General features: G+C 47.4%; 20 protein-coding genes and 1 pseudogene. 3 read left to right on the plus strand and 18 right to left on the minus strand.

Translation table 11 applies throughout. The features are described 5' to 3' along the window. Window positions 1-18: 18 nt before the first annotated feature. From PM3016_RS37730 to PM3016_RS32785, 4 genes are all read right to left on the minus strand, one after another. On the minus strand, window positions 19-906 hold the full coding sequence (locus PM3016_RS37730) for a DUF6997 domain-containing protein (RefSeq protein ID WP_014372352.1): 888 nt from the start codon (window positions 904-906) through the stop codon (window positions 19-21). 252 nt (window positions 907-1,158) lie between these two features. Then, complete coding sequence (locus PM3016_RS32775) at window positions 1,159-2,037, minus strand: hypothetical protein (protein ID WP_014372353.1); 879 nt, start codon at window positions 2,035-2,037, stop codon at window positions 1,159-1,161. Window positions 2,038-2,041: 4 nt separating this feature from the next. After that, window positions 2,042-5,536, minus strand: a complete 3,495-nt coding sequence (locus tag PM3016_RS32780) for a hypothetical protein (RefSeq protein WP_014372354.1) — start codon at window positions 5,534-5,536, stop codon at window positions 2,042-2,044. Between the two features lie 11 nt (window positions 5,537-5,547). Next, window positions 5,548-6,426 carry a DUF4007 family protein gene (locus PM3016_RS32785; RefSeq protein ID WP_014372355.1) on the minus strand — a complete coding sequence of 293 codons (879 nt, stop codon included), beginning with the start codon at window positions 6,424-6,426 and terminating at the stop codon, window positions 5,548-5,550. Between the two features lie 234 nt (window positions 6,427-6,660). Between PM3016_RS32785 and PM3016_RS37735 the strand changes: the two are divergent. Next, window positions 6,661-6,883: pseudogene (locus PM3016_RS37735) on the plus strand (helix-turn-helix domain-containing protein). A 19-nt stretch (window positions 6,884-6,902) separates the two neighbouring features. Here PM3016_RS37735 and PM3016_RS32790 read toward each other — a convergent pair. The 10 genes from PM3016_RS32790 to PM3016_RS32830 all read right to left on the minus strand — a co-directional run bounded on the left by PM3016_RS32790 (window position 6,903) and on the right by PM3016_RS32830 (window position 14,904). Continuing rightward, a complete protein-coding gene (locus PM3016_RS32790; protein WP_014372356.1) occupies window positions 6,903-7,571 on the minus strand; it encodes a hypothetical protein in 669 nt (222 codons plus the stop codon). Window positions 7,572-7,652: 81 nt separating this feature from the next. Further along, on the minus strand, window positions 7,653-8,783 hold the full coding sequence (locus tag PM3016_RS32795) for a DnaA/Hda family protein (protein WP_014372357.1): 1,131 nt from the start codon (window positions 8,781-8,783) through the stop codon (window positions 7,653-7,655). A gap of 400 nt (window positions 8,784-9,183) precedes the next feature. After that, window positions 9,184-9,312, minus strand: coding sequence for a WCX domain-containing protein (locus PM3016_RS37740; RefSeq protein WP_081484354.1), 129 nt, complete (start codon window positions 9,310-9,312; stop codon window positions 9,184-9,186). Continuing rightward, complete coding sequence (locus PM3016_RS40575; protein WP_014372358.1) at window positions 9,309-9,506, minus strand: hypothetical protein; 198 nt, start codon at window positions 9,504-9,506, stop codon at window positions 9,309-9,311. Before PM3016_RS40575 ends, PM3016_RS37740 begins: the two co-directional genes overlap by 4 nt. A gap of 634 nt (window positions 9,507-10,140) precedes the next feature. Then, window positions 10,141-11,898, minus strand: coding sequence for an HNH endonuclease (locus PM3016_RS32805; protein ID WP_014372359.1), 1,758 nt, complete (start codon window positions 11,896-11,898; stop codon window positions 10,141-10,143). 129 nt (window positions 11,899-12,027) lie between these two features. Then, on the minus strand, window positions 12,028-12,381 hold the full coding sequence (locus PM3016_RS32810; RefSeq protein WP_014372360.1) for a hypothetical protein: 354 nt from the start codon (window positions 12,379-12,381) through the stop codon (window positions 12,028-12,030). Window positions 12,382-12,400: 19 nt separating this feature from the next. Next, the gene (locus tag PM3016_RS37745) at window positions 12,401-13,477 is read right to left on the minus strand and encodes a deaminase domain-containing protein (protein ID WP_014372361.1); all 1,077 of its coding nucleotides are present in this window, start codon (window positions 13,475-13,477) and stop codon (window positions 12,401-12,403) included. A gap of 21 nt (window positions 13,478-13,498) precedes the next feature. Continuing rightward, on the minus strand, window positions 13,499-13,783 hold the full coding sequence (locus tag PM3016_RS32820; RefSeq protein WP_014372362.1) for a WXG100 family type VII secretion target: 285 nt from the start codon (window positions 13,781-13,783) through the stop codon (window positions 13,499-13,501). A 19-nt stretch (window positions 13,784-13,802) separates the two neighbouring features. Next, complete coding sequence (locus tag PM3016_RS32825) at window positions 13,803-14,078, minus strand: WXG100 family type VII secretion target (RefSeq protein WP_014372363.1); 276 nt, start codon at window positions 14,076-14,078, stop codon at window positions 13,803-13,805. Further along, window positions 14,023-14,904 (minus strand): hypothetical protein, encoded by an 882-nt coding sequence (locus PM3016_RS32830; protein WP_014372364.1) that lies wholly within the window; start codon window positions 14,902-14,904, stop codon window positions 14,023-14,025. The genes PM3016_RS32825 and PM3016_RS32830 overlap by 56 nt, the downstream gene beginning before the upstream one ends. Window positions 14,905-15,135: 231 nt before the next feature. Between PM3016_RS32830 and PM3016_RS32835 the strand changes: the two genes are divergently transcribed. Beyond that, entirely contained in the window at window positions 15,136-16,197 is a 1,062-nt protein-coding gene (locus PM3016_RS32835; protein ID WP_014372365.1) for a DUF6612 family protein, read from the plus strand. 144 nt (window positions 16,198-16,341) lie between these two features. Then, complete coding sequence (locus PM3016_RS41000; RefSeq protein WP_274380035.1) at window positions 16,342-16,413, plus strand: putative holin-like toxin; 72 nt, start codon at window positions 16,342-16,344, stop codon at window positions 16,411-16,413. 90 nt (window positions 16,414-16,503) lie between these two features. Here the strand turns inward: PM3016_RS41000 and PM3016_RS32840 are convergent, their stop codons facing one another. The 4 genes from PM3016_RS32840 to PM3016_RS32855 form a co-directional block, all read right to left on the minus strand. Then, window positions 16,504-17,343, minus strand: a complete 840-nt coding sequence (locus PM3016_RS32840) for a sugar phosphate isomerase/epimerase family protein (protein ID WP_014372366.1) — start codon at window positions 17,341-17,343, stop codon at window positions 16,504-16,506. Window positions 17,344-17,979: 636 nt separating this feature from the next. Continuing rightward, window positions 17,980-18,300: a hypothetical protein gene (locus PM3016_RS32845; protein WP_014372367.1), complete on the minus strand. Its 321-nt coding sequence runs from the start codon at window positions 18,298-18,300 to the stop codon at window positions 17,980-17,982. Between the two features lie 50 nt (window positions 18,301-18,350). Next, entirely contained in the window at window positions 18,351-18,917 is a 567-nt protein-coding gene (locus PM3016_RS32850; protein ID WP_014372368.1) for a CBO0543 family protein, read from the minus strand. Between the two features lie 46 nt (window positions 18,918-18,963). Beyond that, entirely contained in the window at window positions 18,964-19,794 is an 831-nt protein-coding gene (locus tag PM3016_RS32855; protein ID WP_014372369.1) for a TatD family hydrolase, read from the minus strand. Window positions 19,795-19,925 lie beyond the last annotated feature (131 nt).

Raw genomic sequence — 19,925 nt, forward strand, 5'->3', positions numbered from 1 at the left:
CCCTCTACATAGTAAGTCTTATATTATTTGCTTTAAATTAAGAATTAAATGAGTATATTTCTTAACAGTTAACTCATTATAAGCAACTACTGCGAGTCTTGGATCCGGAACACTGCATTCAACAATATGATAATGTATCCCAAGAGAAGAAGTTTTCACTTTCATGTAAACCGGTACTATTGGCATATTGCTTGGGATTTTCTCTGAGATCCCTAGTACTGGATATAGTAATTTATGTTTAGCTAATGATCTGTGACTTGAATCGCTCTTCGCTTCTACCACAAATAAAACATCAACATCGTTACGTTTTTCTATAAACATGGCGTCAATTTCAACTTGTCCCCTATTATGTAGGAACTCCTCATTATTAAGCAAAGTATGGGGTTTAAATTTAAAGGTAAACGTTGATGAACAGCCAGCCGGAGGATATATCGGTTTGACCTTATCAACACCTAATGCATAACTTATCAGACCAGATGAAAATGCAAGATTCACATACGACTTTTCTGTTAAAGAAGGTAATAAAGAGAACACCTTCAATTGATCAAGATTCACCTCGGGAATGTAATTAAATCCGACTGAGCTAAAAATTGAATCATCTATAAGAAAAAAATCGTCAAGTTTCCCTTCTACTACTTTTACTAAAGCAAACTGCGTCCCTGTTACCCCATGAGTTTGCCCTAATCTCATGATCATCGCCGAATGACTTTTGGCAGATGAATGAAGCCTTTCATAGGAATCTATTGAGATCGCATCCGCTGTAGCCCCTACTCTAGGGAGGTTATTGCTCTTTAGATAGTCAAGAAACGAAACTGGACCAAAAGTCGCAATACTCTGATCCACTATAGTTCTTAAGGCAGGCTCAAACATTCCACTTATTCCCTGTTGTTTCTCTTTCAGGTCCATTTGTCCCCCTGTATGTGTATGTACAATATTACATCTGTGAGGTACAAGAATTCTTTCAATCTAATTCATCGCACTCTTACTATTTATATCGTCAATTTATACTACCTCTTTTAACTATTACGAATTTTAAAATTTTATATTGTCTACTTAATACACTAATCATTTTTTTATTAAATGCAATAAAAAAATCGCCGGGTTTACCCGACGATTGGTGGATGCTCTTCATTAAAATATGCTAACTACAAATAATTATTAAGAAAACGAGCAAACACAAGGAATATCAGCATCTGCTTTAAAAAGGAATTTTTCAAATCCCTCTTTCTCCATGACTTCTCTGAACTGCTTCATGGTGTAAGATCCACCATTCTTCTTCAGAATAGATACATCTTTCTTGAGGGTTGCCCTAAATCGTTCTTCCATATCTTCTTGTTCCTGGTACCTTTCCGGCCAGATTGCATACAAAAGCGCGTAATGCTGATAACCACCGCGAACACATCTCCCTGCACAATTCGCATGGGAGAAGCCTTTGATGCCATTCTTTAGAGCTATCTTGGCATTTTCATTGTTCTCTTTCACTGCTAATTGTTCTGCAATATTATACATACGAGGAAGATCAATTCCCCACTCATCGCGAATAATTCCTTTGGCATCTAGATCATCCCGGAATAGTTCTATTAGAGGGAAGCGTGTCTCGATGGGCTCAAGAGGAAAATGCTCGTAAAAATCTTTCAGATTATCAGCGCGATGCTTCTCGTGTGGTCCAATTCCAAAATAAAGAATAGGCTCAAGCCCCTTTTGATTCCTTAATTCATCTTCTAAGAAAAGAATCGTCTGTCTAACTTTCAGTTCTTCTGAACACTTTGCCAATCGTGCATTGCCTAAAAAGCGTTCATCATAAAATACTTCTTCAGGAGTCCTGCCGTCAAGCCTCTCTGTTATTTCCAGACCAATGTGCTTTGATACTTCGTCCATGAATCTGTAATTATCTTCATCTTCCCACAAGGTGTTTGTAAAGAATAAAATACAATTTTCTTTACCGTAGGTTTGCACCATATGGTACGCGACATAAGCACTTCCAGCCCCACCACTAAACATAGCAACATGTACAATTTTTTTCTCATGTATGTCCATAGTATCACTCCGCTTTTACCACATAAGTTTCAAATAGCCTGTAAATAAGATACTCCATTTCCTGCCGCGGCACATTCTTACCCGCGGTATTTATCATTCTTTCAAGATTAGAATAAACTGTTGTTGACTTTACGGATAGATCTACCTTATTTATTATCTTTCGGCTGTTATTGAGTTGGACCGTAACAACATTTTCTTTGTTCAGAGAATTATTTTCATTCTCCCTGAGATTCAGATGGTTACGGTCATAAATTAATTGGTTGATGAACAATTCGTAAGTTGTATCCGACCAATCTTCAATTTTTACCCCAATGTATTCTTCAGAAAATTTGTCTATCCAGATCCTTTCATCGACTGTTCCAGTTGAAGTGAGAGCATTGAGCATCTTTTCTAGCATTTTACTATTGAATGAAAGGCTTCTTCTCTGATCTTCAGCCCAACTCTTTAATTCACCAATCTCCCCAACACCAATTATCTCATTCACCTTTGATATTAATTCTTGTTTCAGTTCGATAATTTGATGTTCCGCATATTCTTTTACCTTCAATAACTTTGCTAAATCCTCGTAGAACAGCTTGTATATCTCTGCAATAGTTTGCTGAGGATCTATTTCAGACCTTTTAATTAAGTCACGAATCTGCTTAAATTCTTCATCCACATGTTCTGATGTTTGGGTAATCTTAGGCAATGATCTCAGCCACTTTAATAAGGTTCCACACACATAAATCAGCCGTGATTGAGTACTAAGCCTCTCTTCAAGAGAGTCTCTGAAATGAGTTTCGATATTACTAAACAGCTGAATGTAGCCTTCATCTATTCTTTCATACACATAATGGTAGTTCTCTGGCCCTGCTTCAACAATAATATCATAGAGCTTGGCACCATTTATGCCTGGAACAAACATTCCATTGCTATATAACATGAGTTCATTCCATCGATCCCTGAGTAAAGAAACAAACAGTATAGGAATGAGTGGCTTACGAATACCGAAGGGAGGAGCTATAAATATATCAATTAGATCTTTTAAACTGCCTTTCGGATTCTTATCCAGTAATTCTTTCAATTTTGATCTCAATAGACGAAATGGCTCATTTCTAACAGTGGAATAGTCTAAGTTATTTACATTGTAATCAAAGCGGTCATTATTTTTGAATATACTCGCATATAACGCATATTCAGGCCCATTTCCCGTAATACCAAACTGATTATTGTGAGGTTCCTCGAGAATTTTATTGATTAATAAAACAGCTGCATTTCTCTGGGCTCCAGAAATAGAGCTACGGTTAAAGGAATCATTTAGTATGATAGGCGTATGTTTATATAATCTATTACACATGTCTGTCAGTTTCTCTGTTAATTCAAACTCACTGTTAAAGTATGTTTCATTGCCTTCAACATACCACGGATGTATACCATCAAAGATCGATATCTTCAACAAGTAATCGGAAATCGTGTATTTAGCCTCATTTAATAATATCTCTAATTCTTCTCTGATTCCCTTATCTTCACTCAGCAGTGTTTTGTTCCTTCTCAGTGACTCAAGGGCCATGTAATTATATAGTTCTGATTTTATGTTTTCCACTGGGTCGGGATGAATAAAACAGAGACTCCCTCTGCTTGTTACACTAAGTTCTCTTAGCGTTGAACCTAATGCTAATGCGTTCGTTACTTCAGTATTTTCAGGTAGAACATAATATAAGGAAAGATCAGATGTGGTATCATTCTCTATCTTGCCCTCTAATACTTCTTTCCCATAGATGATCTTAACCGCGGCAAACCTGGTCATTCCCTTTTCATCATTATATTTCTCAGGGAAGTAATACTTCCTAGATAGATTGCTTTTTAATACTTCAATTTCGTTAGTTGGATTTTGTTTTAATGACTGTTTTTCTTGCTCTAATTTCTCCTGTAAATCAATCGAGCTCCCCGCAAACAATTCCCAAAAGCCATTCACTCTATTGAATCGAACTATTTTATTCGTATTTAACAAGGAGAGCAACTCTAGTAGCTCTTCCTCATTGGTTCCAATAGCAAATTGCAGAAAGTCAGTTGTTAACTTTTGCTCATTCTGAAGTACACATAAATTCCAGAGTGTAATTACCTTAACTAAATTCAAGGCCGTGTGTTTTTTATTTGGAATGTCTTCTGGCATTCGAGCTATTGCCTTTTTATATAAAAGCATATGTTCAGCTAATTCATCATTACTATTCCCCGTAGAATCGGGGAAGAAAAAATCAAACAGTTGGTGGGCTAGGTAATACTCCTTACTTTTACTAATATGGTTAATTAGCCCCCCGGTTTCTTGGCTCTCTAAGAATGTGAACAATGTTCTTTCATTCTGCCCAAAGACCCTTGTTAAATGCGGCAACAGAAAGATGGAAACGGGGTGAAGCGGGTACATCCCCCGTATCACTAGTTCATCCCTTTCCGTTTGATTAATACTCGGAAAAAGGGGATACTTTCTCATGGCTCCTTGAATCCGAGTGAAATCATCGAGGGATATCTGGGGTTTGGAATCAATATTCTCCGAAACAATAATCTCAGCAATTCTTAAAAAAGTTGCTTGATCGCTCTTAATCAAATATTGATTAAACCGCTTTTCAATGCGTTGGAACTCCTTAGAAGAGTCCTCATCAGAGGAACTGAAATAATGGCGTAGACTTTTATGAGTTATCAAAATAAAATGTATGCAATTCAATCTATTTGAAAGCTCAGCAAGATCTTGAATATCTTGCATCGCTTCATTGAATTTCGACTTATTTAACCCTTGTAGAAATCTTGCAAACTCATCATATACTATAAAGATCCCCATGTTATTTTCCTTTAGGACTGTGGCCAAGTATTCCATTTGAGACAGAAAACTGTGGTCATAATCCACCTCAAAAGAAGCACCTGCAGTAAGTAAGGGGTATATGCTTGAGAAATATTTAATCTCTACTTCATTTTGTTTTTTAATTTCTTCTAACCATCTAACAATCTGTTTTCCATCCTGCTCTAACCTAAGACAAAACGCTTTGTAAGTATCCGGAAACTCATCATCCCATACTTTTATTGACTGTAGAATCTTTGATGAAAGGCCAGGCAATACAATATCTAGGCCTTGCTCCCCTAGCTTTTTTAATACGTTAGTTAGTATGGATTGCCTAAAACGTCCTTCATTACCACTTAGCAATATAGGTAAGAATAGGGTTGGTAAGTTGCTAGCATGATTAATTTTGCCGGCAATATATTCATCTACCTGATTGAACTTGTTTACCAGAGTAGTAACATTGTCTCGATCAACAGATTTAGATACAATGCTTCCTACTACATTCGCCAACAGCGATTTTCCTGTGCCATATGGCCCAATTATAATATGCGATCGGTTTACACTTTCCTCAGTAAATCCCTCAATAATTCCTTTCATAGCATCAGCATGAGAAGGGGTTGGAATGTAACGCTTTATGAATTCAACGTTACCGATATCAAATTTTATATTTACGCTTGTTTTAAACGCCATCTTCTAGTTAGTCACCCTTTCACAAGCTCCTGCTTTAAAAAATCCATAGGTGATACCTTAGGAACCTTTATGTAGTCGAGATTATTGGTTCTAACATACTGTATCGGAAATTTATCATGGTTGGTGAGAACATTTAGTGCTTCAATGGTTTTATTTCGAGATAGATTAAAGATCTTTCCCCATAAAAAATCGCCCTTGATTATTTCATCAACACTGATTAGCTCTACTTCAGCAAACTCCCTGTGACACAATAAAATGTAATAAAGCGAGTTAATCCCTAGGTTAGCGACCTCAGGGGACATTTTTTTTATGGTGTCAGACTTCTCTCCTGAAGATTCACTCTTCATCAATGAAAGCTTAGAAAACGGACAAAAGATAACGTCCTCAGGATCATTATCGTTAGGGGTTTTGGTGTAAAATTGTATCAAGCAATCAATATCTCGTTTTAGCGAATTTTCCGATATTTCTTTTGATTCATTTTGACTTACCCAAGTACTAAATGAATTCAACAAATCCAATTTGCTTACTGTTGTCTCTTTATATCTATTAAAGTACCACTCGAATACCGTGGATAAATCCTTAGTATTTTTCACCAAGTGGTAATGAAGTATTGCTAAGGTCTCATTCTTCTGAAGAAGCCTATCGTTATTGTATAAAGTCGTTCCCAACTCCGTTAAATAATGTCCTTTTTGTCCTTCTTCATTTCTTTCCTCTATAACATCAAAGGCAAGAAGCCAATATTTTAGAGACTCAACCATATTCTTGCCTAAGCCGATGGTCTCAAAGTTATTTTCCTGAAAGAAAAATCTACTATCGCTATCAACTGCTCTTAGTCCCTTACTAAACCATTTGTCTCTTAAATAAAAACTCTGATGTCTTGCATAGGCCATACGTTGTTTCTCCCCTTCAAAGTGGTAAACACTCCTGGAGAAGTATCTCCAGCACTTATTATACATTAAGATGCCTAAGAAAAACACTAAATCATAAGAACGTACATTCTGAACAGTTGAGACAAAGCAATTGTTAGATATAACCCCCTTTTCTTTTGGTACGCATAAGCGTACCATTAATAATTTCATCTTATGATACGCTTATGCGTAAGTCAATATTAAGGGGAGGTATTTATGAAAAAAAAAGTCATTGTTAAAATACCGGAGCTTATAGATGCTAAAGGAATTTCACTTAGGGAATTATCGAGATTAGCAGATGTTCGACATGCAGCGTTAAGTGAGTTATGCAACCAAAAAACGCGAGAATATTAATTTCGCTCATATAGAAAAAATCGCTGATGCATTAAGCATCAACGACATTAGGGAAATAATAGATTTAGTTGAAGTGGCGGAGTAGTTTCCCAAGAGGATAAAATCTATTGTTTGTACTCTTTTTCAGTCAAATATATTTCAGTTAATAAACTCTTCATTTCTTTCATATTAGCAAGTCTTCGATCCCTTATATCTTCAATTAATGGTTTAATAATCATAATGGCCCCAAATAAAATCAATAATAAAAATACAATCAGTATTACATTCCACATCGTTTCTGTTTGTACAAACCACTGTTTTCCATACTCTTTAATTAGTATGCCTGCAATCGGAATAACAAGTGACGTCATTACTTTACTTACAATATCTATAAATGCCGAGCTGTTCTTGCTGTTCGTACCTTCCTTAATATACTCTTTGAGTGTATCTATTAAAATTTTAACTTGATCAGATGAGTAAACCTTATATTCTCGTAGTATCATCACAAGAATAGCAACTTTATGTCTAAAGTATTGAGTGTCACTTCCGTATTTTTGTGTCTTGATTTTCTTAATTTCTGTACTTACAAGATTAGTAAACGTTAAAAGTGATATCATGTAACATAATAGGTACCAACTCAAGTTAGATATAAAAAATAAAACAAAGAAGCTAATACTAAGCAAGATAAGTGCAAAATACAAATACTTTGATCTTGTAGGGATATATTTATTAATAAGCTTTTTACTATTGACCGTCTCGCAAAACTTTTCAAAGATTAGCCAGAATGTACTCATTTATCCCCCTCCATAATCCCCCATATTGATTCATTACAGAAACATACGTTCTGTATACATTCTAATTCAAAATACATAATCTTACAACAACCTCACAACCTTCTCCAACAAATGATTCGTCCGCTTCTGCTGCTGCACCATCTCGTAGATCAGCTCCTTCAGCCGCTGGATATCGTTCGAAGCAGTCAGCAGCCTCTCTTCCTCATCGTCCTCCTCCTCATCCAGCAGATCAACACAGCCTCTCTCCGTTCCCTGCCTCTCACCCGGGGCAAGCAGCTCAAAGAACAGCGGAAGCTCCACGTCATCGATCGCCCGGATCGCCTCCCTGAGCAGCCTGCTGTAGCGATCCTCCAGCCACTCGACGGCAAATTTGCTGGGGGACTGGATGAGAATGCAGTTCGCTTCCTTCGTGATCCGGCAGGGCTGGAACCAGGTCTCGTATTGGATCGGAGAGATCCGGCCTCTCACCAACCGCATCACCTGATCATGGAACGAGCTGCTGTCACATCCCCCCACCGGCACCTCCATAGGAGGCGGCCCGCCGGACACAACCGTTCCGCTGCGTATACGAGCGATAATCTCCGCAGGGTTGGCCGCTCTCTCCAGGAAGGCCTCACTGTGCCATTCCCGCCGGTCTTCAAGACCATGATGCCTGCAGTAATCCTGGATGAACCCGGCCGGGTCGAAGCAAGCCATATCGCAGGTAAATCCCCAGTACATACGGGACTGCAGCCTGGATGTAAGCTTCTCCACGAGCTTAGGCGGCTGTTCGGAGGCGAGGACGATCTGTTTGCGCTGGGCGAGCAGATGCTCGAATACTTCCAGGAGCAGCTCCTGGGTGGACTCCAGGAAGGCGAGGTCATGCACATTATCGAGCAGGAGTACGTCGACCGACTTCAGCGCCTGCTGGTAGGCCGGGATGGTGTTGTTTCGTACGGCGGAGATGAAGGTATCCCCCAGCTCGCTGATCGTGAGATAGAGGATGCGGTAATCCGGATGCGTCCGGCGGATCTCTTGGCCGATGGCGTGAAGAAGATGGGTCTTACCGATGCCAGTAGCCCCGTGAAGCATCAAGGGATTATAGGAGCGGCCCGGCGCCTGGCTAACAGCTTGCGCCGCGGCCAGTGCCACCCTGTTGCCCGAGGTGGGGATCATGTGGTTCAAGGTATATTCCGGGTAACGGTGTGCATCGTATTCGAGGTACTGCTCCATGCGGCAGGCTCCTTTCCGTGGTGCGTTGGAACATTATAACAAGCTGGCTGCGGGGCTGACGAAGCCGCTGAGTGAGACTGAGAAGCGATGGAGAGCCGTTTTCATACCGCTCCCTCTGCCGTCATGCGGATCTTCGGGCAAGCATCTTCCGCGAATGCAGGCATGCTTTCTTTTTCAGGCGGCGCACTTGTCGGCTTTCAACCGATCGAATAATCAGAGAACGGGGCTAACGACAGTACCCGCACACTCAGAAGACACAAGGAACATATGTTCTAATCCAGGGTACAAAAAAACCTCATCAGCCGCAATGGCTGGAGGCAAGGGGGATCTCTACGGTAACTAGTATGCGGCGGCGGGACGTTTTATACTCGCTTGGGTTCCCGCTTGTTGGGCTTGTCTGTCACTGATACGGCTCCCGCCACCGCTCCAGCCGCTCCCGCATCGCATCCCGGTACGCCTTCGGCTCAAGAATCTCCGCCGCGGGGCCGTACTGGTACACCCAGTTCAGGAACTCCCGGTCGCGGTTCAGAACATTAGAATAGCGAGGTCACTCATGCGGGTTCTCCGTATTTTTATGGGTTCGATTTCACCGTTATCATATTCCTTGACGATCTCGCCGTTTGCCGTTTTATATACAATGTAAGTGCCGTTGGCTCTGGCATCCAATCTTGCCCGGTCTCCTGTAAGCTTGATTAATTTATGCAGATCTCGAACAAAATCCATGAACACTCACCGTCCATCCCAATGACAATTCCGCTCATATCATAACATTGGCCAGATACAGGAATAGGACCATCCCGAAGAATGGTCCTTGCAGTTAGTATTTTGTTATTATGAACAGAAAATGCTTAGATGAGTAAACCTCACTGGATGTTTACTTCAATCGTCAATCGCAGGAAGAAGAACTGCTGTCCGCTCCTCCCCATCCCCCGATGCCCGAAGCGTCGCCGGCCGAATAATTAGCTGATGATGCGCTCCCTACCGCCGCTTCCGGAACTCCGCAAGCCGCCGGGACCCTGTCCCGATCCGCTTCATACGGGGATGAATTCTTCGTAAATATCGGGCTGATGGGGTGGTGCAAATTCAGTACATCCGTGCTGTCACTCGAAGTCGTCGCGGCGCTTGAGGAGGCCGCTTTCTTAGAAGAGCTTCTTGCCGATACGTAACCTTGCCCGCTGCAGAAATCACATTGAATGGGAATCAAAAATTTCATGCGTTTGCCGGTTCCATTGCAGAGATAGCATCTGAGCATCCGAATCTCTCCTCTTCTCTTCGCGCAGGATGTAGGTCTCCTGCTACTCTATTAGACGCACAGCTAGATGGAAAGGTTTCTCCTATAGGCCGAGCTTAGTTTGAATTATTTGTAACCTCCAATGCGGTTGATATATTGTATTCGATCATATTTTTCCCAGATGGTATACAACAACGAAGTGATCTCATGTACTACGGCCTTATTTATAGCATGTTCGGCTTTATTACCTTTTAGTACCTCAATAAAACACCTGAAGAGCAGTTCAACACTTCCAGTTGAACGACCAGCCTTCTCAATGGCCTCTATGTTGAGATTTATATATTGAAGGAGACCAGCCAATGTACAATCCAAACCATCAATACCCGGCATCTTTCGTCCTATATACTGATAAGAGTATTCTGGTAACTCCACAGTTAAGAGCAGATATTTCAATCCTCGATAGATATTTTCTATCTCTTTAGGAGAAAAACTAACCGAAGGGCTCAAATGATAAAAGGACTGCATGTCATACAGAGATTGCACCAATTCCCCAACGGTTTGAATTTGCCGAAAGTCCTGTTTTCTTTGGTATCCGGACTCATAGATATAATTATTCAAATTAAAACTCTCCGAATATTTTTCAAAAGTCGGTACTCTCTCCAGCCATTTCTTTGGTTTAATATATTCATAGTAATAAACCACATAGAGAAGGAATTTTTGGGTTAGCCATGTATATGTTTGCTCAGCATTCCATCCCTCTTCATTACTCATAAACCTGTTATCATGTCTTCTCCAGACAATCCACACGGTATCATCCGATTCCAGTTGCCCAATGTGGAGCTCCAATTCTGTAAGGATCTTATGGTCCTGATAAACCATTACGCGGTCTGTACCTTTGTTAAAGATATGCCAGTTGGTGTCTCCGTTAGAGTAATCAAACTCCCATGAGAAGTCTATCATTTGGTTCCATAGCTCCTTATGCAGGCGAATCATTTTTACAGAGTAATTTTGAGGTAGGAAGTATCTGAACTGTAGGGTTGCCCAGTGCTCTTCAATAGAACGAAAGGTGTTCAAATATACTTCTGCAAAATCATCTATAATTCGGCAGAGCTCTTCTACCTCGTTCTCATTTAAAGTAAATCGATTATTTCCGAGTTGGACATAGTACAAATTCGGAATATTTGTGTGAGGACCTACAACAAAAGATCTTTTCCCCTGTTTAAAATCCGTATCTAAACCATTAAATAAGAGCTCTGTCAAGGTTTCGTGGTTAAATGTGATCATACAATCGCTAACAAATAAGCTCCTAAATTCCAGACAGCAGCTTCCTCGATGTTCATAGAGTTTGGGCAACATACCATAAAGACGAACGGATTGCTCGCTTCTTAAGAAAGCCTCTTTCGTTACCTCTCTTTTCTCCTCGAATGGTCCAAATTGGTTTGTAACCAACTCTGCAATCTTAGCAAATTCTTGCCTTGGTGAATCTGAATTTGCAATAAAACTGGTAATAAATGCAAGGTGTTTTTCATAATGTTTCATTTTTCGTAATTGTTCTATTCTTTTAAGTATATTGGGTGCCTTTTCCACGGCCTTTGCTCTTAGCAAAATAGCCCATTTCAATTTGTAGAGGCCGTCTCCCTTCAACAAATTAATCCTCCACGTCGCGGGTACAAGGTTATATAAATGATTCAGCTCAATAGGACCCAGTTTCTCCTTATATTCACGAAGCTCTTCCTCTTTTCCCTTGTATGATTGAGGAATGATATGATCGATTGTCATGGTAAATGAACTTAGTCTTTCCTCTGAGTAATAACAAAAGAATCCATGGGCTTCCAATATGGCGTAGCGGACAATAGGGTCATTTGGGTTAACAATCATATCCATTACCTGATCCCATCCTCTCAATGTAATTCTTAAGTTATAAAAAAAATAGATCACTACCTCTGTTGACGGTTCGTAATCTATTTTTAGATGGTTTCACTATGTTAGCAATAAGTTAGACCTTAGGAACCATTAACTTCCGTAATTCAGTAATTTGCCCTTTACCTCTTCTAAGTAGCCGCTTCTAAGTTCCAGTTCTGATTCGCTTACTCCGTCTTGCTTCCATGCTTCTATTAACTTTCCATTATCAATAATTCCCAATGCCTCTGCTTTAACTTCTTCACTTAGGCAATGATAACTTACTCCCAACTCAGCCAGCAAAACAGTAAATAACCAGCTAACATCCTCGTAATCGTCGGTTTGAATCTCATATTCATCGATCAACCTTGATGCTGCCTGAACAGGGGTTAATCCCTCAGACATAAACGTCATAAAATCCTTTGGTACATATGCTCGTAATTCTTCGTATGTCATTGGCTCTAACAATTGGCTTGTCCTCCGTTCCTCATCGCTTTAAATTTTTAGCAAAATAAACGTTCACCTGGATATCGGGAAATCTAGCTTTAAACTGTTCTAATATGGGGCCGCAGCTGGCACAAGGTTCACGGTCCGTATAAATATCAATGGAACCCTTTCGTTGTTCAGGCTTTAACGCCTTTAGCTGGTCCGTAATGTCTTCGATAATTTTAAACTCCGTATCCCATTTCCTTGAATATGCGCCCTCACCGTTAATAATATCCTTGGTATTCACCTCTTGCGGAGTAAAATTCCAGTCTTTAGGGTCGGGCTTAAGCACGGAGTAACCTTCTGCATTCCCTGCATCTTTTAATTCATTAACACGGCTGTGAGATTTGAATTCGGTTCTTAACCCTTCGATCTTCACCTCAGCCAGACCAAAGTTACCCGTTTTTTGAATTTCCTTCGGCAGTTCCTGCCTAAATTCAATACTTCTCCTAAGCAATTCCCCGCCTACACCCGGAGAGTTCATACTCACTTTTTCTTGAGTAATTCCCCCACCAGCCCTGGCCGCATCCCCCGCCTCATCAGCCTTATCCGCCTGCTTCACGCCCTGCACTACCGCCTCTGCCGTCTCATCGGCAAGCTTCAGCAGCTTCGCCCCCTGCTTGACGCCTTTGCCGAAGGGGCCGAGCACGCCGAGCGCCCGTTCGGCCGCCGTGAGCTTCTGCCCGGTGACCGGATCGCGGCCGGTTACGGCTTCGACGATGCCCTTGACGTTGCCCACTACGGGCAGGAAATCAAGGCCCATGCTGACGGCGGAGCGGATGAAGCCCGCTCCCTTCCCGCCGCCTTGGGCCCGCTGGCCGTGGTTGTCGGCCTCCAGGTAAGCGCGCTTCTTCGCTTCGACGAAGGCGCCGAGCTCGCGGTACTGCTCGCTGAGCTCCCGGAACTGCCGGTCGATGCGCTCCCACCGGTGGTCGAGGCCGGAGCGGCGGCCGCCCTCGTAATCGAGCCCGCGCATCTGGTGCTTGAGGTGGCTCTGTATCGATTGAAGCCGGTCGAGCGTGCCGCTGATGTCCCTGCGGACCTGGTCGAGCTCGGCCGGCTCTACGCGTATTCTCATGTTCCTCTTCTCCTATACCGTCTATGACCTCGACTGCCGCAGGCTCTCTTCCTCGGCCCGGCGCAGGTCGGCCGCCAGGTGCTGCAGCTCCCGGCTGAGGTCCGCCATCATCTCGGCGAGCTGGCGGGTCATGCCTTCGGTCTGGCCATAACGCTGCATGAACTCCTCCCGAGCCCGTCCCTGCCACGACATGCCCTGGATCCGGCCCCGCAGCTGCTGGGCCGTCTGCCCCACCTGATGGCCTCCTTCGGCCATCTGACGGGAGACCCGCTCGATCTCCGCCAGCTCCGCTCGTATTCGGCTCATGCTGCCTCTCCTCCTGTCGTTACTTCGACTGCCCGTCGGCCTGACGGAAGCGGCTGGCGATCGCCTGCAGCTCTTCACCGACTTCCTTCAGCATTACGGACACCTGCTCGAGCTCTTTGTGAGCCCCGGTGTACGACTGAAAAAACCGCTCCCGCGCCGCCCCTTCCCAATCCCCGGTCAACCCTTGGACCAGGGATTTCAGCTCGGCGGCCATGGTCTCGTTCTGCTCACTGCAGGACTTAAACCGGCGGGAGATCTCCTCCAGCTGCTCGGGCTGGATCGTAATTCGTGCCATGATCTGTGACTCCTTCCGCTATCTCATCCTGCTGCTGTACTTGCCCTGCTATCCCATTCAAAAACCTGCGGACCTGTTCCACTTCATAGGCACAAACCTGCCACACCCCGCTGTCCGGCTCCGTCAGCAGCCAAGCGGCCGCCGCCCCCCGCAGACAGACAAGCCGGCGCGAACGAACGACGCGCCCCTCCCGGGTCAGCACCGCCGCCTCGATCCGCTCTTCCGGATACAGCCAAGCGTCGGCCAACGATGCAGCCCAGTGTTCGGAGTATCCTTGACCGGCCAGCATTTCGCAGACAGGTCCCGGTAATGCCTTCTCCTGCCCCAGCTTCTCGATCTGCCGCCATACATCTGATGTCACGGCAAAAGAGACGGCTTCCTCTCCCTGCCCCCTGCCCGCAGTCGGAAAAATCCGCTCAACCTCACCCAGTGCAAGCTCAAGATTGGCAATGGGGCTGAGCTGCAGCCTCCCCGGCTGCTCGTCACTGTCACACCTCTCCACCACAAGCGCCGGAGACAGATGCAGCCAGCCTTCGTACACGGCCCGCCCGCCTTGATCCTTGCGAATATGAAGGGCATGGTCGCTCCCGCAGACCGCCACGCAAGCACCGGCCAGCGGATCCACCTCAATACTGCCGGATGGTCCATCCGACAACAAGCCGTGATCTATCAATTCCTTGCGGGTATGTATCCACCGTTCTTCGATCTCCGCGGCCAGGAATCCCCGGAACGGATCCTGCCATCCCAGTGGCTGTCCACAGCCGAGCAGCTCCGACAGGAAGAACAGCCCCTCCCGGGATAACGCATATCGATAAGTATCTTCCATCTCTTCCAGAATCACCTCATAGCTTTTACTATAAAGGATTGGAGGTTAGAAAATCCACTGCCGGCGCCGTCACAAACACATAGCCCCGTACTGTGTAAGCAGCTTCTCCCCTCCTAGTATAACTACTATTTTGTAATAAACTAGATTTCACACTAGATTTTTTGCTAATAACTGTAATATAATCATTCGTGCTGTATACAACTGGGAATTGGGAGAGGAGAAACAAACAAGATGAAACGAAAGTATGGAACATGGACACTGGTCACCCTGCTCGGCACGTCGCTGCTGGTGAGCGGCTGCGGCAAGGAAGTGCCGCCAAAACAAGCGCTCGAAACCGCATATGCCAATGCGAGTAATATGAAATCGACGGATTTTGATCTATCGATGAGCATGAGCCTCGACATGCCGCAGGACGTATTGGACAATGACCCGGGGATGGCCGCGGTCGCGAATATGCTCAAGAACTTTGAGGTAAAGGCCAAAGGTACATACCAGATGGAGCCGATGCAGGCGGAAATGACAGTGGAGGCGCAGCTGAAGGGTGATATGCAGATGAACATCAGCCTGCCGCTTGTCATGACCCAGGAGAAGATGTGGGTCAAGGTGCCGAACATCCCGATGCTGCCGATCCCGAAAGACGTGGTGGGGAAATTCATCGAGCTGGACATGAAGGAGCTCAGCGAGCAGTCCGGTGGTACCTTCAACACCGATGCGGCCAACATCCAGAAGCAGCAGCAGCTGGGGCAGGATCTCATGAAGGTGGTTGTCACCAGCTTCGACGAGAATACCTTCCTCTCGAAGCTCGACGCGAAGGCCTACAAGCTGGCGGATCAGAGCCAGCCGAAGCAGGTCGTCAAATTTGCCGTAACGAACGAGAATCTGGAAGCGGCCGTCAACACGGTCATCGAGAAGGTCGCACCCCAGGTGCTTGACCTGCTGGCGAGCGACAAGTATGCAGGCGTGGCCCAGCTGACGAAGGAGGAGGTCGAAGAGGCGAAGAAGGAGCTCGCAGCCCAGGATAAATCCGAACTCAAGCAGGGTCTCGACGAGATGAAAAAGGAACTGCAGATCAACGAGCTCAGCGTCATTACCGCGATCGACAAGAAGGACTTCCCTGCTCTGATGGAAGTGAATGCGGATGTCGGCTTCACGCAGGACAACCAGCCGTTCAAGGCCGGCATCAAGGCCACAACTACCTACTCCCGCATTAACGAGCCGGCAGAGTTCAAGCTAGGCATTCCGAAGGACACGATCACTCTGGAAGAGTTAGAAAGCATAATGAACGGTTACTAAGCCAAGAGAAAAGCCAGGTTCCCCGCTAGGGTGCGGTGAGCCTGGCTTTGGTTTTGATGTTCTCCAAAATCGCTGCATCTCTCTGCCATAACCGTATCCGCTTAAGAGGGCGGTCGACTAATCTCCCGGAAGGGAGGTGCGGCCATGGAGGTTAAAGATGCACTGACGCTGATGTTCATGTTCGGCATGTTCATTCTGTCGCTGCTGACTACATAGCGACTATACTTGTGACTATGTATAGCGGCTATACTCGCGACTACGCATAGCAACCCCATTGCCTGCTTTCTGACTCCCCAAACGAATAACTCACACCCCAACCGCCTGCCCGCTCCGCAGTTCCAGCACCCGGGCCGCGGACAGCTCCGCGTCTTCGAGCGTGCACAGCTCCATCACGTGCCGCTCGGCCGCCAGCTCCGGCAGGCCGGCGAGCAGCGCCTCCAGCGGTACGGTGCCCTTGCCTACGGCATCGTGGTCGTCGGCGGAGCCGCGGTTGTCGCTCACGTGCAGGCCGAGCAGATGCGGCGCAGCCTCGCGCAGGCCCTGCAGCGCGTAGCCGCCGCCGAGCATGTGCGCGTGCCCGACGTCGTAGACGAGACCAAGCCGCGGAGAGCCGGCCGCCGTCACGACGCGGACGAGCTCCTCCACGCGCGAGCCGAGCAGCCCCGGGTACGGCGGCACGTTCTCGAGCGCGATGGCGGCGCGGCAGCCGGCCGTGGCGCCCAGCAGCTCGCCGAGGAACGCGGCGGCGCGTTCCCAGGCGTCCTCGGCGTAGTCATCGCCCGAGTCCATCGCGCCGGGATGCACGACAACGTAGGCGGCGCCGAGGCGCTCGGCCCGCTCGATGCAGCGGCGCAGCACGTACAGGCCGCGGGCGCGCAGCAGCTCGTCCTCCTCGGCCGGGTTAACATCTTCGATCGGCGCGTGCACCGACCAGCGGATGCCATGGGCGCGGCCCCACTCCGCCAGCGCATCCACGCGCTCGAGCGGCCAGTCCACCCATTCACGGTGGGCGAACTCACACATGATCTCGATGGCGGTCCAGCCGCGGGACGCCATCGTCTGCACCGCCTGCTCGAGCGGCAGCTCTTTCATCGCGTAGGTCGATATGGCATAGCCGCCGTGTGCGGCTTCTGCTGCATTTTTCATGATTCATCCCTCCCTATGGATTGGCATTCGTTTAGTGATAGAGTTCAAGCCGGCAGCCGCAATCACCCAGCGTTCGCCCGAATTCTGCAGCAGCTGCCGCAAACTCGGCCATACTCTCGCCCTTGGAAGCAGACAGGGGCCTCAGCCCAGCCGGGTCCAACAGGCTTCGCCGATCCATCCACATCCACCACGGTTGGTTTGTTAGTGAGACTAACTATACCCCCGGGAGATCAAGCCTGTGTCAATGGAATTTAAAGGTTTTATGAAGCCGGGAGCGGGGAACCGGGGATGGAGGGGACAGCCTGCGCTGGCGGAGCTGCGGCCGAACCTCAAGCGGAACACGGGAGAAAGCGGTTTGCGGGAAGATGTGGTTCTTGGAGCTTGGACGGCGGGCAGGAGCATTTTTTACACAAGCTTCATATCCGGAGAAGATACGGCAAGATTTCCTAATATCATTGATATTGAGAAGGTTGACTCCCGACCGGGAAAGCCCCCGGCCTCCCTGTACACAGCAAAGCCCGGACAGCCTGCGCCTGAAGCGCCGGCCGTCCGGGCCTTTTGCCCTTTTCACAGTCCTCGGTTCATATTCCCGCCAAAGTACGGGTGTGGTAGGGCCCTGCTGATTCGCCACACGGCTCAGATCAGCTCCAGCTCCGCCAGGCGGCCCTGCTGGTGCCGGATGAGCAGCCGCCGTCCGTCCTGCAGCTCCAGCTCGACGAGCCTGGAGGCCTGCTCCCTGCCCGCCCCCGCGAATTGGACTGTGACGCATGTGGGCTCCCCGCAGTCGCAGGATGCCGCCACTTCCAGATGGTCAAGCTGGGACAGGTAGCGGCCCCGGAGGCCTTCCGGCTCCATATGCTGCAGCCCGAACTGCAGCCAGTACTGCTCTTCACGGGATAATCCCCGGGCCTCGGACGGCGGATAACAGGATTCATCGGCGTAGATTAACTTGGACATGACTTGGCCCCCCAATGGATAATTATGGTTCGCAACCTCTGTTACTACCCTTATCGACCGGGGGAGGTGTTTTTTGTATATCTCTTTTGAATGGCTTTCATCATGGCCTTCGTCATCACCGCGAGCAGCAGATAAATCGGGACCGAATAGTACGATTTCCATACGATCGGCTGGTAAATGCCCAGCCATATAAATAGAGGCTCTGCGGCGAATGAGGCCCCCAACGCCAATACCGCATGAGCAAGGAGGAACGGCTTCCAGCGGGGAAACCATTGATAGATGAGCATATAGCATATGGGGACGAGGGCGATGTCGGCCGTCAGCAGCCGGTTATACAAAGGAAACAGCTTGTAATGGTAGCTCCAGAGCTGAAGCTCGCTGCCTGCGGCATCAAGCAAAGTGGCTAGATACGCCATGAAGAGTCCGAGAAAGCCGATCTCATATAAGCGCCGCTTGTCCAGGAGACGCCACCAGAGGAGCCAGGAACCTAGGAACAGGACGAGTAAAAACCACCACTGGGGCGTAAATACCTCATGCTGTGTCCAATGGGAGAGCCGAAGCTCGGTCAGCTGCTCCTGTGCGGCATCTATCAGTTTGTGAAGCTCTTCATCCTTCATGTCGGCACCACCACCCCTTATCCTTTGTATCCATGAGGAAGACGGTTTAAACGGCCGGGATGCCGTAGAACCGGCACGAATTCGCGTACAGGATGCGGCCGGCTTCCTCCTCCCGAAGGCCCTTGATCTCCGCGATCTTCCGGACCGCCTGCCGGATCATGGAAGGATGGGTGGTCCGCCCGGCGAACGGACCCTCGAACGGCCAGGGACCGTCGGTCTCGGCCATAAGCCGGTCCAGCGGCACGGCGGCCGCGACAGCCTGTGTCTTCTCCTTGTAGACCACGTCAGGGGTCAGCGAGACATGGCAGCCCAGCCGCTCCATCCTCCTCAGCGTATCTCCGCTTCCCTTGAACCAGTGAAAATGGGCCCGGTGCACACCATGACGCTCCAAAAGGTCCAGCGCGATATCCGCGTCCTCGTAGACGGTGTGCAGCACGATCGGCTTGCCGAGCTCGGCGGCCAGCCGGACGAACCGCTCGAGCAGCCGGACATAGCCGTCCAGCGGGAAGGCTTCGCCCCGGGCCTCCGCCGCCTGGCGGAGATAATACGGCAGGCCCACTTCGCCCACGGCCGCCATCGCCCCTTGGTTCGCCCGGATCCAGGCGAACAGCGCCTCCTCTTCGGCCGCGTCCGGCAGGGGCTGCTCCGGATGATAGCCGAAGGCGCAGCGGATGCGGCCCGGCGGGGCCTGCCGGCTCAGGCGCAGCACTTCGGCGCAGGAGGCGAGGCCCATCGAGACGGCCACCAGCGCCTGCACTCCGCAGTCCGCAAGCGAGGACAGCAGGGCCTCCCGGTCCTCCGCCCCGTAGGCGTCGAGGTGAATGTGCGTATCCATGACCGGGTACATGGAAGCATGAGATGGCTTGAATGGCGGCATATCGCGTCCTCCCCAGTGAGCCTTCAGATAGGCTCCAGTCTGTTTTGCTTCCCATTATACCGGATCAGCCGCACAGGGTATGACTTTTCCATCGCGAAGAAAGGTCCTGACAGTGAAGCCCCGCCCATCCC

Origin of the sequence: Paenibacillus mucilaginosus 3016 (assembly GCF_000250655.1) — a bacterium.
GTDB classification, from domain to species: domain Bacteria; phylum Bacillota; class Bacilli; order Paenibacillales; family NBRC-103111; genus Paenibacillus_G; species Paenibacillus_G mucilaginosus.

Excerpts from the sequence above, each read along its gene's own strand:
- PM3016_RS32825 (WP_014372363.1), bottom strand. The coding sequence starts at position 14,078 with ATGGCACGAATTACGATCCAGCCCGAGCAGCTGGAGGAGATCTCCCGC.
- PM3016_RS32830 (WP_014372364.1), bottom strand. The coding sequence starts at position 14,904 with ATGGAAGATACTTATCGATATGCGTTATCCCGGGAGGGGCTGTTCTTC.
- PM3016_RS32840 (WP_014372366.1), bottom strand. The coding sequence starts at position 17,343 with ATGAAAAATGCAGCAGAAGCCGCACACGGCGGCTATGCCATATCGACC.
- PM3016_RS37745 (WP_014372361.1), bottom strand. The coding sequence starts at position 13,477 with ATGAGAATACGCGTAGAGCCGGCCGAGCTCGACCAGGTCCGCAGGGAC.
- PM3016_RS40575 (WP_014372358.1), bottom strand. The coding sequence starts at position 9,506 with ATGGATTTTGTTCGAGATCTGCATAAATTAATCAAGCTTACAGGAGAC.
- PM3016_RS32775 (WP_014372353.1), bottom strand. The coding sequence starts at position 2,037 with ATGGACATACATGAGAAAAAAATTGTACATGTTGCTATGTTTAGTGGT.
- PM3016_RS32785 (WP_014372355.1), bottom strand. The coding sequence starts at position 6,426 with ATGGCCTATGCAAGACATCAGAGTTTTTATTTAAGAGACAAATGGTTT.
- PM3016_RS32795 (WP_014372357.1), bottom strand. The coding sequence starts at position 8,783 with ATGGAGCAGTACCTCGAATACGATGCACACCGTTACCCGGAATATACC.
- PM3016_RS32820 (WP_014372362.1), bottom strand. The coding sequence starts at position 13,783 with ATGAGCCGAATACGAGCGGAGCTGGCGGAGATCGAGCGGGTCTCCCGT.
- PM3016_RS37730 (WP_014372352.1), bottom strand. The coding sequence starts at position 906 with ATGGACCTGAAAGAGAAACAACAGGGAATAAGTGGAATGTTTGAGCCT.
- PM3016_RS32780 (WP_014372354.1), bottom strand. The coding sequence starts at position 5,536 with ATGGCGTTTAAAACAAGCGTAAATATAAAATTTGATATCGGTAACGTT.
- PM3016_RS32805 (WP_014372359.1), bottom strand. The coding sequence starts at position 11,898 with ATGGATATGATTGTTAACCCAAATGACCCTATTGTCCGCTACGCCATA.
- PM3016_RS32855 (WP_014372369.1), bottom strand. The coding sequence starts at position 19,794 with ATGCCGCCATTCAAGCCATCTCATGCTTCCATGTACCCGGTCATGGAT.
- PM3016_RS32850 (WP_014372368.1), bottom strand. The coding sequence starts at position 18,917 with ATGAAGGATGAAGAGCTTCACAAACTGATAGATGCCGCACAGGAGCAG.
- PM3016_RS32790 (WP_014372356.1), bottom strand. The coding sequence starts at position 7,571 with ATGAGTACATTCTGGCTAATCTTTGAAAAGTTTTGCGAGACGGTCAAT.
- PM3016_RS32845 (WP_014372367.1), bottom strand. The coding sequence starts at position 18,300 with ATGTCCAAGTTAATCTACGCCGATGAATCCTGTTATCCGCCGTCCGAG.
- PM3016_RS32835 (WP_014372365.1), top strand. The coding sequence starts at position 15,136 with ATGAAACGAAAGTATGGAACATGGACACTGGTCACCCTGCTCGGCACG.